Source organism: Mycobacterium barrassiae (genome assembly GCF_025822765.1).
Taxonomy (GTDB): Bacteria; Actinomycetota; Actinomycetes; order Mycobacteriales; family Mycobacteriaceae; genus Mycobacterium; species Mycobacterium barrassiae.
Genome location: NZ_JACKUK010000009.1, coordinates 191,449 through 206,294, shown reverse-complemented (window position 1 = coordinate 206,294; position 14,846 = coordinate 191,449). Strand labels below are relative to the sequence as shown.

The 14,846-nt window shown below is 66.5% G+C and carries 16 protein-coding genes; 14 read left to right on the top strand and 2 right to left on the bottom strand.

What is annotated here, in order from left to right; translation table 11 throughout:
• Positions 1–110: 110 nt before the first annotated feature.
• The 4 genes from H7J93_RS01765 (at position 111) to H7J93_RS01750 (ending at position 3,631) form a co-directional block, all read left to right on the top strand.
• Entirely contained in the window at positions 111–611 is a 501-nt protein-coding gene (locus tag H7J93_RS01765) for a nitroreductase family deazaflavin-dependent oxidoreductase (protein ID WP_267304566.1), read from the top strand.
• Between the two features lie 71 nt (positions 612–682).
• Positions 683–1,465, top strand: a complete 783-nt coding sequence (locus H7J93_RS01760) for an alpha/beta fold hydrolase (RefSeq protein ID WP_267304565.1) — start codon at positions 683–685, stop codon at positions 1,463–1,465.
• A gap of 2 nt (positions 1,466–1,467) precedes the next feature.
• Positions 1,468–3,120: a 2-succinyl-5-enolpyruvyl-6-hydroxy-3-cyclohexene-1-carboxylic-acid synthase gene (gene menD / locus H7J93_RS01755; protein ID WP_267304564.1), complete on the top strand. Its 1,653-nt coding sequence runs from the start codon at positions 1,468–1,470 to the stop codon at positions 3,118–3,120.
• Entirely contained in the window at positions 3,095–3,631 is a 537-nt protein-coding gene (locus tag H7J93_RS01750) for a DUF3592 domain-containing protein (RefSeq protein ID WP_372507756.1), read from the top strand. The genes menD and H7J93_RS01750 overlap by 26 nt, the downstream gene beginning before the upstream one ends.
• Before the next feature lie 4 nt (positions 3,632–3,635).
• Here the strand turns inward: H7J93_RS01750 and H7J93_RS01745 are convergent, their stop codons facing one another.
• On the bottom strand, positions 3,636–4,313 hold the full coding sequence (locus tag H7J93_RS01745; RefSeq protein WP_267304562.1) for a DsbA family protein: 678 nt from the start codon (positions 4,311–4,313) through the stop codon (positions 3,636–3,638).
• Positions 4,314–4,447: 134 nt separating this feature from the next.
• Between H7J93_RS01745 and H7J93_RS01740 the strand changes: the two genes are divergently transcribed.
• Positions 4,448–5,569 carry a glycosyltransferase family 4 protein gene (locus tag H7J93_RS01740; protein WP_267304561.1) on the top strand — a complete coding sequence of 374 codons (1,122 nt, stop codon included), beginning with the start codon at positions 4,448–4,450 and terminating at the stop codon, positions 5,567–5,569.
• Between the two features lie 80 nt (positions 5,570–5,649).
• Here H7J93_RS01740 and H7J93_RS01735 read toward each other — a convergent pair whose 3' ends face one another.
• Complete coding sequence (locus tag H7J93_RS01735) at positions 5,650–6,474, bottom strand: SDR family oxidoreductase (protein ID WP_267304560.1); 825 nt, start codon at positions 6,472–6,474, stop codon at positions 5,650–5,652.
• Positions 6,475–6,544: 70 nt separating this feature from the next.
• On the opposite strand from H7J93_RS01735, the gene H7J93_RS01730 reads away from it, so the two are divergent.
• The 9 genes from H7J93_RS01730 to H7J93_RS01690 all read left to right on the top strand — a co-directional run bounded on the left by H7J93_RS01730 (position 6,545) and on the right by H7J93_RS01690 (position 14,835).
• A complete protein-coding gene (locus H7J93_RS01730) occupies positions 6,545–7,237 on the top strand; it encodes a demethylmenaquinone methyltransferase (protein WP_267304559.1) in 693 nt (230 codons plus the stop codon).
• Between the two features lie 70 nt (positions 7,238–7,307).
• A complete protein-coding gene (locus H7J93_RS01725) occupies positions 7,308–7,919 on the top strand; it encodes an FAD-dependent oxidoreductase (RefSeq protein WP_267304558.1) in 612 nt (203 codons plus the stop codon).
• Positions 7,826–9,082 (top strand): FAD-dependent oxidoreductase, encoded by a 1,257-nt coding sequence (locus H7J93_RS01720; RefSeq protein WP_267304557.1) that lies wholly within the window; start codon positions 7,826–7,828, stop codon positions 9,080–9,082. The genes H7J93_RS01725 and H7J93_RS01720 overlap by 94 nt, the downstream gene beginning before the upstream one ends.
• A 101-nt stretch (positions 9,083–9,183) precedes the next feature.
• A complete protein-coding gene (locus H7J93_RS01715; RefSeq protein ID WP_267304556.1) occupies positions 9,184–10,122 on the top strand; it encodes a TauD/TfdA dioxygenase family protein in 939 nt (312 codons plus the stop codon).
• Position 10,123: 1 nt separating this feature from the next.
• Entirely contained in the window at positions 10,124–10,783 is a 660-nt protein-coding gene (locus H7J93_RS01710) for an ABC transporter permease (protein WP_267304555.1), read from the top strand.
• 176 nt (positions 10,784–10,959) lie between these two features.
• Positions 10,960–11,691 (top strand): ABC transporter ATP-binding protein, encoded by a 732-nt coding sequence (locus H7J93_RS01705; RefSeq protein ID WP_267304554.1) that lies wholly within the window; start codon positions 10,960–10,962, stop codon positions 11,689–11,691.
• A 51-nt stretch (positions 11,692–11,742) separates the two neighbouring features.
• Entirely contained in the window at positions 11,743–12,780 is a 1,038-nt protein-coding gene (locus tag H7J93_RS01700; protein ID WP_267304553.1) for a PhnD/SsuA/transferrin family substrate-binding protein, read from the top strand.
• Positions 12,781–12,807: 27 nt separating this feature from the next.
• Entirely contained in the window at positions 12,808–13,725 is a 918-nt protein-coding gene (locus H7J93_RS01695) for a TauD/TfdA dioxygenase family protein (protein WP_267304552.1), read from the top strand.
• Between the two features lie 51 nt (positions 13,726–13,776).
• Positions 13,777–14,835 carry an alpha/beta hydrolase gene (locus tag H7J93_RS01690; protein ID WP_267304551.1) on the top strand — a complete coding sequence of 353 codons (1,059 nt, stop codon included), beginning with the start codon at positions 13,777–13,779 and terminating at the stop codon, positions 14,833–14,835.
• Positions 14,836–14,846: the final 11 nt, after the last annotated feature.

Genomic DNA, 14,846 nt, shown 5'->3' with positions numbered 1-14,846 from the left:
AACCGCACAATATGCAGATTGGAAACTTGCGATTTGGGCGTGCTGGGTATCGCTCAGCGAGACTGAACACGCCGAAACCGCCGAAAACCCGCTCCAGTACCGTCGTAACCGTGGGAATCCCCGAGAATCCGCCCAATCCGCCGTCACGATTCGTCCAGGCGGGTGCACGCTTCATGGCGACCGGTCCCGCCAAGACATTTCTACGCCGAGTCGGCTGGCGTCTGGACCGCGCGATGATCAAGCTGTCCAACGGCCACGTGTCGCTGTCGATGGTCCTGCCGGAGGTTCTGCTGACCCACACCGGCGCGAAGTCGGGGAAGCAGCGCAGCACGCCGCTGACGTACTTCACCGACGGCGGCCGCGTCATCGTCATCGCGTCGAACTACGGCGACGTTCGTCATCCCGCCTGGTATCACAACGTCAAGGCCAATCCCCGCGTCACGCTCTCGTCGCGCGGCCACAGCGGCACCTACATCGCCGAGGAGATGGTCGGCGAAGAACGTGACCGGTTGTTCGCGCTGGCCACCCAATACATGCCCAACTACGCCGGATACCAGAAGACGACGCAAGGCCGTCAGATCCCGGTGGTGGCCTTCACCGAAGTTTCCTAGCGACTTGTGTGCGTTCGAGAGCGGCCAGCGCTCCTGAACGCACACAAATCGCTTCCAGTAGCGTCGTCGGCGTGAATTTGGCGTTCGACGACCGTGGAAAAGGCGATCCGGTGCTGTTCATCGCAGGTCGGGGCGGCGCGGGCCGCACCTGGCACCTGCATCAGGTACCCGAGTTCCAGCGCGCCGGCTACCGCTGCATCACCTTCGACAATCGCGGAGTCGGAGCCACCGAGAATGCGAGCGACTTCGGCATCGAGCAGATGGTGGCCGACACCGCGGCGCTGATCGAGAAGCTCGACGCCGCGCCGGTGCGCATCGTGTCGGTGTCGCTGGGCTCGTTCATCGCGCAGGAGCTGATGCTGGCCCACCCGGAACTCGTCCGATCGGCGGCGTTGATGGCCACTAGGGGCCGCGAGGACCGCACGCGCCAGTTCTTCCGTTCGGCCGAACGCGAGCTCGCCGACGCCGGCATCGAGCTGCCGGCCACCTACGACGCGAAAACCCGCCTCTTGGAGAGCTTCTCGCCGAAAACCCTCAACGACGACAACGCCGTGCGCGACTGGATCGACATGTTCACCATGTGGCCCAACAAGTCGACTCCCGGCATGCGGGCCCAGCTCGATGTCGCGCCGACCACGAACCGGTTGCCCGCTTACCGAAGTATTACGACGCCGGTGCTCGTCATCGGGTTCAGCGACGACGTCGCCCTGCCGCCGCACCTCGGCCGTGAGGTCGCCGATGCACTGCCGAACGGCCGCTACCTGGAGATTGCCGACACCGGCCATCTCGGGTTAATCGAGAAGCCCCAGGAGGTCAACTCCGAGGTGCTGAAATTCTTCGCCGATAGTCTGTAGTGGTGAACCCCTCGACTGCGCAGGCCCGCGTGGTTGTCGACGAACTGATCCGCGGCGGTGTGCGGGACGTCGTGCTGTGCCCGGGTTCGCGCAATGCTCCGCTGGCTTTCGCGCTGCAGGACGCCGACCGCGCGGGCCGGCTGCGGCTGCACGTCCGCATCGACGAGCGCACCGCCGGCTTCCTGGCGATCGGCCTCGCGGTCGCCGAACGCGCGCCGGTGTGTGTGGCGATGACGTCGGGCACCGCGGTGGCCAACCTCGGCCCCGCGGTAGTGGAGGCCAACTACGCGCGGGTGCCGCTGATCGTGCTGAGCGCCAACCGGCCCTACGAATTGCTCGGCACCGGCGCCAATCAGACCTTCGAGCAACTGGGCTACTTCGGCACGCAGGTGCGCGCCAACATCAGCCTCGGACTCGCCGAGGATGCCCCCGATCGGATCGACGCGTTGAACGCGCAGTGGCGTTCGGCGACATGCCGAGTGTTGGTGGCCGCCACGGGATCTCGGTCGGCGAATGCGGGTCCGGTGCAGTTCGACATTCCGCTGCGCGAACCGCTCGTTCCTAGTGTCGAAGAACCCGCAACGGTCTACGCGCCGGAGGGGCGTCCCGGCGGCAAGCCGTGGACCTACACCCCACCGGTCACCTTCGATCAACCCCTCGACATCGATCTGACGCCCGACACCGTCGTCATCGCCGGGCACGGTGCCGGTGTGCACCCCAATCTGGCCGCGCTCCCGACGGTCGCCGAGCCGACCGCCCCGCCCGCCGAGAACCCGCTGCATCCGTTCGCGCTGCGGCTGGTCCACCCGAAGCAGGTGATCATGCTCGGCCGCCCGACGCTGCACCGCCCGGTGTCCGCGCTGCTGGCCGATCCGGCGGTCCCGGTCTACGCGCTGACCACGGGGCCGCGCTGGCCCGACGTGTCGGGGAACTCGGCGGCCACCGGCACCCGCGCGGTGACCACCGGCGAGCCCGATCCGGCCTGGTTGAAGCGCTGCGCCGAGGTCAACAAGCATGCCGTCGAGGCGGTGCGGGCCCAGCTCGAGGCGCATCCGCTCAAGACCGGGCTGCACGTCGCGGCCGCGGTCGCCGATGCGGTCCGACCCGGCGATCAGCTGGTGCTCGGCGCGTCCAACCCGGTGCGGGACGCCGCGCTCGTCGGCCTGGACACGCACGGTGTGAAGGTGCGATCGAACCGCGGCGTCGCCGGTATCGACGGGACGGTGTCGACGGCGATCGGCGCGGCGCTGGCCCACGATCGGACCGGCGATGGGAGCGACCCCCGTCGCACCATCGCGCTGATCGGTGACCTGACGTTCGTCCACGACAGTTCCGGGTTGTTGATCGGCCCGACGGAGCCGACACCGCGCAACCTCACCATCGTGGTGTCCAACGACAACGGCGGCGGCATCTTCGAGCTGCTCGAGCAGGGCGATCCGCGGTTCTCCGATGTGTCGTCGCGTATTTTCGGCACACCGCATGACGTGGATGTCGGCGCGCTGTGCCGCGCGTACCACATCGAGAGTCGGCAGATCGAGGTAGACGCTCTGGTGGATGCGCTGAACGAGCCGTTCGAGGGGATGCGGGTGCTGGAGGTGAAGGCCGATCGATCGTCGCTGCGGGCGTTGCATGCGTCGATCAAGGCTGCCCTGTGAGCCGAGCGAACGAGATCACACTGTGAGCGTTATCGCGCTCAGGCGCAAGCTGATTCCGCGGTTGACGCCGCGCAGGGGCGAGACACGGTCGCAGCGCATCTTCCGGCGGATCCGCATCGGGATCGTGCTCGCGGCGTGTCTGGTGACGCTGCAGTCGGTGCTGATGGTGGTGGGGGCGTGGCGCAACGACCGGCAGATCGAGCGGCATATGGGCGTCGCTGCTGCCGAGGTACTCAGCGCTGGACCGCGCCGCTCGACGATCGAGTTCGTCACACCGGACCGCGTGACCTATCGTCCCGAACTCGGTGTGCTCTACCCGTCCGAACTCGAGACGGGCATGCGGATCTACGTCGAATACGACACGAACAACCCGGATCTCGTGCGGGTTCGCGACCGCAACGCGTCGCTGGCGATCATCCCGGCCGGCTCGATCGCCGTCGTCGGTTGGCTGATCGCCGGGGCGGCGCTCGGAGGCCTCGCGTTCATTGAACGCCGACGCGGCCGAACCTAGACCGTCAGGTCTGCATCAGCTTGGTCAGCCAGTCGTTGTCGTAGATGTCGAGCTTCTCGTCGTTCTCCGGGTCGTAAACCGTTGGCGTACCGGTGCTTAGGTTGTCGATCGTATAGAGATACTCGAAGTTCATCGTGTCCATATCCGCCACATCGACCGCGGACCCGCCGTCGGCGATCCGGTCGACAACCGTGCCCGGCATGCCCGCGGTCTGTGCCATCTCCGCCATCTCGTCGTCACTGGGCCCCGACCCGCCCTTGGTCCGTTGCTGGTGGGCATACAACTCTTTGACGAACCGCTGGAACTGGGCCCCGTTCGCGTCGCCCTCGGCGGTGAGGAACAGCGCGTTACTCACATGCGCCGAATACCCGCCCGGGGCGTCGTCGAGGAATGTCAACGGGCGGTAGGTGATCTTCAGGGCGCCGACGCCGATGTAGTAGGCGAACTGATCGCCGAAATCGGTCTGCAGATCCGCGCAATGGCCACACTGCGGCTCGGTGAAGATCTCGATGCGGGTGGGCGCGTCGTCGAAGCCCGCCTCGATTCCGTAGCCGTCCTCGCTCACTTTGAGCGGAGGCTGCGCGGGATCCCGTGTCGCCGTGCCCGCCACCTTCGTGGTGCAGCCCGCAACGGCCAGCACCAGGGTGATGGCCAGTAGCAATGCCGCCCGGGATCTCCGCATGTCAACCGCCTTTCTCTGTGCGCACGATACTTGAAAATCGGATCGCAGAGGCGGACGTTCACCGGCACCAGCTGTTCGCGCGACATATCCCTGGAGGCAACCTCGGCGACAGGCGCCGATGCGACTCTCGGGGCGTGCGGGTTGCCATCGTCGCAGAGTCGTTCCTCCCGAATGTCAACGGCGTCACCAACTCGGTGCTCCGGGTGATCGAGCATCTGCGCCGCACCGGCCACGAGGCCCTCGTCATCGCGCCGGACACGCCGCGAGGCGCACCGCCCGCGGAGCGGATCCACGACGGCGTCCGCGTCCATCGGGTGCCGTCGCGGATGTTCCCGAAGATCAACTCGCTGCCCCTCGGCGTGCCTCGCCCGCGAATGGTGGGCGTGCTGCGTGGCTTCGAGCCCGACGTCGTGCATCTGGCCTCCCCGGCGCTGCTCGGGTACGGCGGGTTGCACGCCGCGCGTTACCTCGGCGTGCCGACGGTCGCGGTATTCCAAACCGACGTCGCCGGTTTCGCCGAAAGCTACGGTGTGGGCTTCGCCGCCAGAGCCGCGTGGGCGTGGACAAGGCACCTACACAGTCGGGCCGACCGCACGCTGGCCCCGTCCACCGCGGCGATGGAAAACCTGATGACCCACCGTATCCCGCGGGTTTACAAGTGGGCACGCGGCGTCGACATCACCGGTTTCGCGCCGTCGGCGCGCGACGACGGGCTGCGCCGCATGTGGTCGCCGGAGGGCAAGCCGATTGTCGGCTTTGTCGGCCGCCTCGCCCCTGAGAAGCACGTCGAGCGGCTGGCGGTGCTGTCGGAGCGCCTGCAAGTGGTCGTAGTCGGTGACGGTGTGGACCGCCGGAAGCTCGGAAGTCGCCTACCCTCAGCAGTTTTCACCGGAGCGCTCTATGGGCGAGAGCTGGCCGCCGCCTATGCCAGCATGGACGTCTTCGTCCACCCCGGCGAGCACGAGACCTTCTGCCAGGCGGTCCAGGAAGCGATGGCGTCGGGCCTGCCGGTGATCGCCCCGGATGCCGGTGGCCCGCGTGACCTCGTCGCGCCGTACCGCACCGGGCTGCTGCTGCCCGTCGACGAATTCGAAGCCAGGCTGCCCGACGCCGTCGACCACCTGATCGGCGAACGGCAGCGTTATTCGGTCGCGGCCCGTCGCAGCGTGCTCAGTCGAACGTGGCCTGCGATCTGCGACGAGTTACTCGGTCACTACGACGACGTCATCGGTCTGCGCCGTCGCAAAGCCGCCTAACCCCTTCTCGGCGAGCAGACACAAATAGCACCAAAACCCCGGCGTGTCGGGGACTTTTGCGTCTGCTCGCGAACGGAGCGCTACCCCTGTGCCAGGACGGCGACCGGCTGCCATTCCTCCCACGTCGCCAACCGGCTCTCGTAGTCGGCCTTGACCAACTGCAACGGCAGCTCACCGAAAAAGACCCGCAGCGGCGGGTTTTCGGCGTCGACGACCTTGAGCAGCGCCCGCGCCGACGCCTGCGGATCACCCGGATCGGCCACCCGCCGGCTGCGGATCCGGTCGGCTTCCTCGTGCACCTCTTTGTAGTCGGGCAGCGGCTTCGAGCGGCGCGACGACGAGCCCGCCCAGTCGGTCGAGAAGCCGCCCGGCTCGATCAACGTGACATGCACCCCGAATGGCGCGACCTCCTGCGCCAGCGCCTGCGAGAACCCTTCCAAGGCCCACTTCGACGCGTGATAGATGCCGACGTTCTGGAACGCGACGATCCCGCCAATCGACGACACCTGGATGATGTGCCCGCTGCGCTGCGCCCGCAGATACGGCAGCGCCGCCTGGGTGACCCACAGCGCGCCGAAGACGTTCGTCTCGATCTGGTCGCGCGCCTCCTGCTCGGTCACCTCCTCGATGAAGCCGAAGTGGCCGTAGCCGGCATTGTTCACGACGATGTCGAGCCGCCCGAAGTGGTCGTGCGCCTGCTTCACCGCGGCGAAGTCCGCCTCGCGGTCGGTCACGTCCAGCTGAAGGGGTAATAACGCGTCGCCGTACTTCTCGACGAGATCGTCCATGGTCGACGTGTTGCGGGCGGTGCCCGCCACCTTGTCGCCGCGCTCCAGGGCAGCGATCGCCCACTCGCGCCCGAAGCCCCTTGATGTCCCGGTGATGAACCAAACTTTTTCCGTCACATTGCACAGAATGCCCGGAATGGCGCTGGGCATTCCCGTTGTCACTAAGTCGGCAGGTAGCGTCGGCGCTGTGAGCCGAGCGACGCTGGACAAGGACCCCCACGAGGTCGCGTCGATGTTCGACGCGGTGGCACGCCGCTACGACCTCACCAACACCGTGTTGTCCCTCGGTCAGGACCGGTTCTGGCGACGGGCGACGCGTTCGGCGCTGCGCATCGGGCCCGGCGACACGGTGCTCGACCTCGCGGCGGGTACCGCGGTGTCGACGGTCGAGCTGCAGACGTCGGGTGCCTGGTGTGTGGCCGCGGACTTCTCGGTCGGCATGCTCGCCGCCGGTCATTCGCGCACCGTGCCGAAGGTCGCCGCGGACGGCACGAAACTGCCGTTCGCAGACGGGGTATTCGACGGCGTGACCATTAGTTTCGGGTTGCGCAACATCGTCGACCACTCCGCGGCGCTGCGGGAGATGGCCCGCGTGACCAAGCCCGGCGGGCGGCTGGTGGTGTGCGAGTTCTCGACGCCGACGAACCGTGCGTTCGCGACGCTCTACAAGGAGTACCTGATGCAGGCGCTGCCGCGGATGGCGCGCGCGGTGTCGTCGAACCCCGATGCCTACGTCTATCTCGCCGAGTCCATCCGCGCCTGGCCCGACCAGCCGGACCTGGCGCGCGACATCGCCGACGCGGGCTGGTCGGCGGTCCGCTGGCGCAACCTCACGGGCGGGATCGTGGCGCTGCACGCCGCGATCAAGCCGTCACACTGAGCAAACTCTGCAGCAGGCCACGACGGCGTGTCGCACCCGTAGTGATGAGAATCACTATTAACTTATGGCCATGCGGGGTGGGGGCTCGCGGCCGCGGGTGACTCGGCGGTCGTTCTTGGTGGGGACGGCGACCGCGGCGGCGTTGACGGCTTTGCCGCCGGCCGCTCGGGCGGCGCCCGGCAAGTCGGTGGCGGTGTTCGGCGCAGGCATCGCGGGGCTGACGGCGGCCCACGAACTGGTCGACCGCGGCTACAGCGTCACCGTGTACGAACGGAAAGCGCTCGGCGGCAAGGCCCGCTCGATCCCGGTGCCGAACTCCGGTGCGACACCGCTGCCCGCCGAACACGGATTCCGCTTCTTCCCTGGTTTCTACCGCAACGTCACCGACACGATGCGACGAGTTCCGTTCCCCGGCAACCGAAACGGTGCATGGGAGAACCTGACACGGGCGACGTCGTATCTGCATTCCGGACTTGGACGCTCGGACCTCACTGTGCCACTGCCGTTTCCGCTGCCGACGATCCCCAATCCGATCACGCCGAAGGCATTCATTGAATCCGTGACGACGGTGTTCGGACTCTGTTCCGGTTGCCGCTGTGGGAGGCCGCCTATGCGGCGCAGAAGCTCGCGGTGTACGTCACCAGCTGCGACGAACGCAAGCTGGGCCAGTGGGAGAACATGACGTGGGAGGACTACATCGGTGCGAACCGGCTGTCTCCCGAGTACAACCGCTATCTGGCCGACGGCATCATTCGCAACCTCGCCGCATCGAAATCCCGTGATGCCAGCGCACATTCGATCGGACTGGTGGGTGAGGCATCGGTCTGGTCGATCCTGCTGTTCGGCAACGACATCGACTTCAAGGGTTTCGACCGGGTGCTGAACGGGCCCACGAGCTCGCAGTGGCTCGACCCGTGGGTGGAACACCTGCGCGACCAGGGCGTGACATTCCACGTCGGCCAGGCGTTGGCCCGTCTCAACCCGGACGGTAAGCACATCAAGTCCGCGACCGTCGTCGGCCCCGGTGGCGTGCCGCAGCAGGTCACCGCCGACTGGTATGTGTCGGCGATTCCGTGCGAGAAGATGGCAGCGGTGCTGACGCCCGATCTGATCGCGGCGGATCCGCAATTGGCGAACATCGCCCTGCTGCGCACCGAATGGATGAACGGCCTGATGTTCTACCTCAAGAAGCGGGTCGACGTGACGAAGGGTCACGTCAACTACGTCGACTCGGGGTGGGCGATCACGTCGATCAGCGAAGAGCAGTTCTGGAAGAAGAGTTTGACCAACTTCGGCGACGGCGCCGTGAGGGACTGCATGTCGGCGATCATCTCCGACTGGACCACTCCTGGGAACTTCAACCGCAAGAGCGCCAGGGACTGCACCCCCGACGAGATCGCGGCCGAGGCGTGGAGGCAGATCAAGGCCCACCTCAACGACACCGACACCGTCGTCACCGACAGCATGCTGCACTCGTGGTTTCTCGACCCGGCGATCATCGACTCGGGCACGCCCGATGTGAGGAACGACGAGCCGTTGTTCATCCAGGATCCCGGGTCGTGGAATCGTCGCCCGTCGGCGGTCACCGGGATCGACAACCTGTTTCTCGCGGGCGAATGGATCAAGACAGACCAGAACGTCACGACGATGGAGGGCGCCAACGAAGGTGGCCGCTACGCCGCCAACGGTGTGCTGCAGGCGTCGGGCTACAACGGCGACATGGTCAAGATCGTCGAGTTGTTCCAGGCGCCGTGGTGGATCCCGTTCAAACAGCTCGACAAGGCGCGGTACCGCTCACGTCTGCCACACATTCTCGACATCCTCGACACGCGCTGGCCGCGGTGAAAGTGGAATACCTTCACGTCGATTTCAACTGATTACTAGGCCACTCGATCTCGTTACGTTCGAGAAGTCGATATTTGCAATCGCTTTCGAGGGGGCTTGTGATGACTGCTGCAACGGATACGCGTCTCGAGGTGACGCCGCTGTCCGGTTGGACCGGAGCGCTGATCACTGGAGTCGATCTGTCGTCACCGTTGTCCGCCGATGAGGTCGCGGCAATCCGTGGTGCGCTGTGGAAATGGAAGGTCGTCTTTTTCCGCGACCAGACACTCGACCACGCGGCGCAGATCGCGTTCGGCGCGCAGTTCGGTGAGGTGACGCCGGGCCATCCGTACGAAGGTGATTCGGCGCCAGCGGGTTTTCCGCAAATTCACACCGTGTCGCCGGCGGCCTATGACCACCGGTACGGCACCCGATACCGAAAGAGGCAAAGCCCGAACGGCCCGGGCTGGCACGCCGACGTCACGCCACTGATCAATCCGCCGTCGCACTCGATCCTGCGCGCCGAGCAGGTTCCGCCATATGGCGGAGACACGCAGTTCGTCAACGTCGCGGCGGTCTACCAGGGCCTGGCGCCGGCGGTGCGCGCCTTCATCGAGGGGTTGCGGGCCGAGCACCGCTTCGGGTCGACGGAAAACGCCGAACGCAGCAGCGAGAAGATCGGCGACCTTGTGCGCACCAATCCGCTTGCGTCCATTCATCCCGTCGTTCGGGTGCACCCCGAGACCAACGAGCGCGTCGTCTACGTCAACCCGTCCTTCACGCGGGAGATCGTCAACCTCTCGCCGCGGGAGAGCAGGCATGTGCTCGACCTGCTGTTCGAGGAGATCGCACGTCCCGAGTACGCCGTTCGGTTCAAATGGGAGCCGGGCAGCGTCGCGTTCTGGGACAACCGCGCCGCACTGCATCTCGCGCCCCGCGACTTCGAGCACGTACCGGGCGATCGGGTGCTGCATCGGATCACGCTGGTGGGTGACGTACCGGTGGGCGTCGACGGTGTCGCTTCCGAATCCCTCTCAGGCGAGTTCTTCGGGGCAGCGTGACATGGCCACCGTCATCTCGCGTCCGCCTACCGAGGCCGCTGCCGGCCTCGTCGACCCGAGAGCGGTAGTCAAGAGAAGCCAGCGCGGACAACGTATTCCGCGTCAGGCACAGCGCATGTTGGGACCGATCCTGCTCATCGGTCTGTGGCAGCTCCTGTCGATGACCGGTGCGTTCAACGAGCGCACCGTCCCGCCGCCGAGCCGCGTCGTGCGTGCGGCCTACCAGCTGATCGCCGACGGATCGCTACAGGAGCACATCTCCACCAGCCTGCTGCGGGTCGGTTACGGGTTGGCGTTCGGCATCGCGCTGGGGCTGGGGCTGGCCTTGATCGCCGGCCTGTCGCGGGTGGGCGAGAACTTTGTGGACGCGAACATGGAAGTGCTCAACGCGATCCCGAACTTCGCCCTGGTGCCGCTTCTGATCGTGTGGTTCGGCATCAGCGAGGTACCGAAGATCCTGCTGATCACCATCGCGGTCGCGGTGTCGATCTACATCAACACCTTCAGCGCGATCCGCAGCGTCGACTCCGGTCTTGTGGAGGCCGCGCGATCCTTCGGCGCGGGGCGGGCCGAGATGATCTACCGCGTGATCCTGCCGGGTCGCTACCCGGGTTTCTGGTGGGGTTGCGGTTGGGGCTCACCGCATCCTGGCTGGCGCTGATCTTCGCCGAAACCATCAACGCGAAGAAGGGCCTCGGGCGCATGATGACCGACGCGCGCGAGTCTTCCAGGTCGACGTGGTCTTCGTGCTGATCGCCGTGTACGCCGCACTGGGTCTGCTGTCGATCCTCATCGTCCGCTTCCTCGAGGCCCGACTGCTGACGTGGAGGCGAGCCTATGACGGCGACTGACACGTCGACAGACACCGTCGTCCTGGTTCGCAACCTGCGGAAGGTGTTCGGCGACAACGTCATTCTTGACGGGCTCGATCTGGAGATCCGCGGCGGCGAGTTCGTTGCGCTGCTGGGACGAAGCGGCTCGGGCAAGAGCACCTTTCTACGCGCACTCGGCGCACTGGACAGCGACGTCGACGGCCACCTCCGGGTACCCGAACGCCGAGCCATCGTCTTCCAGGATCCGCGGCTGCTGCCGTGGCAGCGCGTCCTCACGAACGTCACAGTCGGGTTGCCCGCCACCGCCGCGGTGCGCAGACAGGCCATCGATGCGCTGGGGGAGGTGAACCTGGCGGCGAAGGCCAGGGCGTGGCCCCGCACGTTGTCCGGCGGCGAAGCCCAGCGGGTGGCGCTGGCTCGCGCGCTGGTCCGTGAGCCCGAATTGCTGCTCCTGGACGAGCCTTTCGGTGCGCTTGACGCGCTCACCCGCAACAAGATGCACGGGCTCTTGCAGGCGCTGTGTCGCCGCCACACGCCCGCGGTGCTGCTCGTCACGCACGATGTCGACGAGGCCATCCTGCTCGCCGACCGGGTGGTGGTGCTGACCGACGGCGCCATCTCGCTCGACGCCGAGGTGACGGTGCCCGCGCCGCGAAGGGCGGAGTCCGCGGAGTTCGCCGCGCTGAGACGCAGGTTGCTTACCGAACTCGGCGTCACCGACGGCCCACAGATCTGAAGCCAAAACAGTAAAGGACGACACGTGTTCCCTTCACGCTGGAAACTATCAATGGCGCTTGCGGTTTCGTTGTTGGCGGCCGCATGCGGTCTCTCTGACGGCGATGGCGGGAACGCCGCCATCGACACCGTACGCATCGCGAACACCGTGGAGGTACCGCCGGGCACCAAACTCGTGGTCGCCGAGCAGAATTCCACCCAATCGCTACCGTGGAACCTCGCGAATGCCGGCAAGGATGCGCCGTATGGCGTGGAATTCGCCGACTTCAGCGGCGGGGCCGCGGTGATCGAAGCGCTGCGTTCGGGCGCCGCCGACGTCGGCTCCATCGGTGAGGCACCGGTGCCGATCGCCGTCGACAGCGGTGTCACCGATCTGGTCACGATCGGTTTGCAGGCCAACCCGGGCTCCAGCGGCGGCTACTACCTCGTCGGCCGGCCCAACAGCGGGATCACCAGCATCGAGCAGCTGCGCGGCAAGAAGGTCGCGTACCCGCCGGGGTCTGGTCGGCACATGATCACGGCCGCGTTGCTCAAGAAGCACGGGTTGGACCTGCACACCGACGTGCAGCCGGTGGAACTCGCTGGGGCAGAGGTGGTTCCGACGTTCGCGTCCGGCGCCGTCGATGCGGCGATCGTGCTCGGAAACCAGTACTACCAACTGGGCGAACCCCCGATCCTCGGCGACGGCACCGGTATCAACACCGGCATCCAGACGCTGATCGTGCGTCGCGACATACTCGACGACCCGGTCAAGGCCGCGGCGATCGGCGATTACGTCGGCCGCGCCGTCGCGGCCAACAACTGGAAGGACACCCACCCCGACGAATGGATCAACGCCTACTACGTCGATCAGCAGGGCATCACCTTCGATCAGGGCAAGAAACTCTACGAGGAGGATGGTCTCGCCTCCTACTACCCGATCGACGCCGAGTCCACCGCGCTGTTCCAGGACGTCGCCGACGGCCTGTTCGAAACGGGCGTCACCAAGACGCACGTGGACCTCAAGCCCTACGTCGACGGCCGCTACAACTCGATCGTGACGGCGCAGAACGAACTCGACGACGTGCAACCCAAACCGATCAACTCGTAATCCGCTGCACCAGAAAGGGAAAAGACGATGACACTGGCAACACCGACACTGGACATCCGCCCGCAATCGGGCTGGACGGGAGCCGAGATCCACGGCGTCGACCTCACCGCGCCGCTACACGACGAGCAGGTCGCCGCGATCCGCCAGGCTCTGCTGACGTGGAAGGTGGTGTTCTTCCGCGACCAGTTCATCTCGCACGACGACCACCTGCGATTCGCGCGGGCATTCGGCGCGCCGACGCCGGCGCACCCGTTGTTCGACGCCATCCCGGACCCGGACTATCCGACCATCTACCCGATCTTCCGCGACCGGTTCAAGGCGCGTTTCAAGGGTTCGGGATTCGACAAGCCGAACTGGCATGCCGACGTGACCGCGGCGGTGAATCCGCCTGCCGCCTCGATTCTGCGTGCCGAGGTCATCCCGCCCTACGGTGGCGATACGCAGTGGTCTAACACCGTAGCCGCCTACGAGGGACTCTCGGAGCCGCTGCGTCGGCTCGCCGACGGGCTGCGTGCGGTGCACCGTTTCTCACCGCCTGACGGCGCCACGGCCACCGACGACTACGAGCGCCGCGTGACGAATCGGCCACTGCTCGCCGAACATCCGGTCGTGCGTGTGCATCCGGAAACCGGCGAGAAGGCGCTGTACGTCAACCCCGGATTCACCAGCCACCTCGTCGACGTGTCGCCGCACGAGAGCCGCCGCCTGCTCGGCCTGTTCTACGACGAGCTGGCCCGGACCGAATACACGGTGCGCTTCAAGTGGGAGCCGGGCAGCGTCGCGTTCTGGGACAACCGCTCCACCGTGCACCTCGCGCCGTCGGACCTGACCCTTGACCACGATCGGCGGCTGTACCGGGTGACTCTTGTCGGCGACGTGCCGGTCGGACCGGACGGCAGGGCGTCCGTCGCACTGGACGGGGAGCCGTTCGAGGCAATCGATTAGAGGAGACCCGAAACCGGGTCGGGCGGCGTGGCTCCGTTGTACGGTCGCGCCATGGCATACGGACGTCACGCCGACCCGGACATGACACTCGGCACCGACCCGCGCTCGGATCCGCGAATGGTCAAGGCGTTCGCCGAGTTCGGGCTCGACGGCAGACAGCCGCCGATACCGCTCTCAGTCGACGCGCCGCTCGAGGAGCGGCTGGCCTTCGCCGCAATGAGCGAGGAAGGCATGGGCGCGATCTTCGACCTGTTCGCCTCGCGTGCTGCCGAGGTCGCCGGTGTCACCACGACGACCACCACGATCACCGGCGTGGATGGCAACGAGATCACGCTGTACATCAGCCGGCCCGACGCCGCGGCCGGACCGCTGCCGGCGGTGGTGCATCTGCACGGCGGCGGCATGGCGATCAGCAGTGCCGCCGACACTGCCTACATCAGACTGCGCGAATCCCTCGCCGCGACAGGAGTTGTCGTCGTCGGCGTGGAGTTCCGCAATTCGGCGGGCAAGCTCGGCCCGCACCCGTTCCCCGCAGGTCTGAACGACTGCGCAGCCGGTGTCCGATGGACCGCCGCCAATCGCGCCGAACTCGGCATCACGCACCTGATCGTGAACGGCGAATCCGGCGGCGGGAACCTCACACTCACCGTGTCGCACAAGGCGAAACGGGAAGGGTGGCTGCACGAGATCGCCGGGTTCTACGCGCAGTGCCCGTACATCTCGAACCGCTGGCTCGAGGAGTGTGAGGATCTGCCCTCGCTCACCGAGAACGACGACTACTTCATCTCATGCCAGCAACTGGCGCTGCTCGGCTCGCTCTACGACCCGACCAACAGCCACTCCGACGACGTCACCTGCTGGGCCGGGCTCGCCACGGATGAAGACCTCGCGGGCATGCCGCCGCACGTCATTTCGGTCAACGAACTGGATCCGCTGCGCGACGAAGGACTGGAGTACTACCGACGCCTCGTGCAGGCGGGCGTACCCACGGTGGGGCGCCTGATTCCCGGCACCTGCCACGGCGGCGACCTCATCATGGTGCACGCGATGCCAGATGTCTTCGACGCCAGCATTCGCGACGTCAGCGGGTTCGCGAAGTCGCTCGGCTAGCCGGCGGGCGC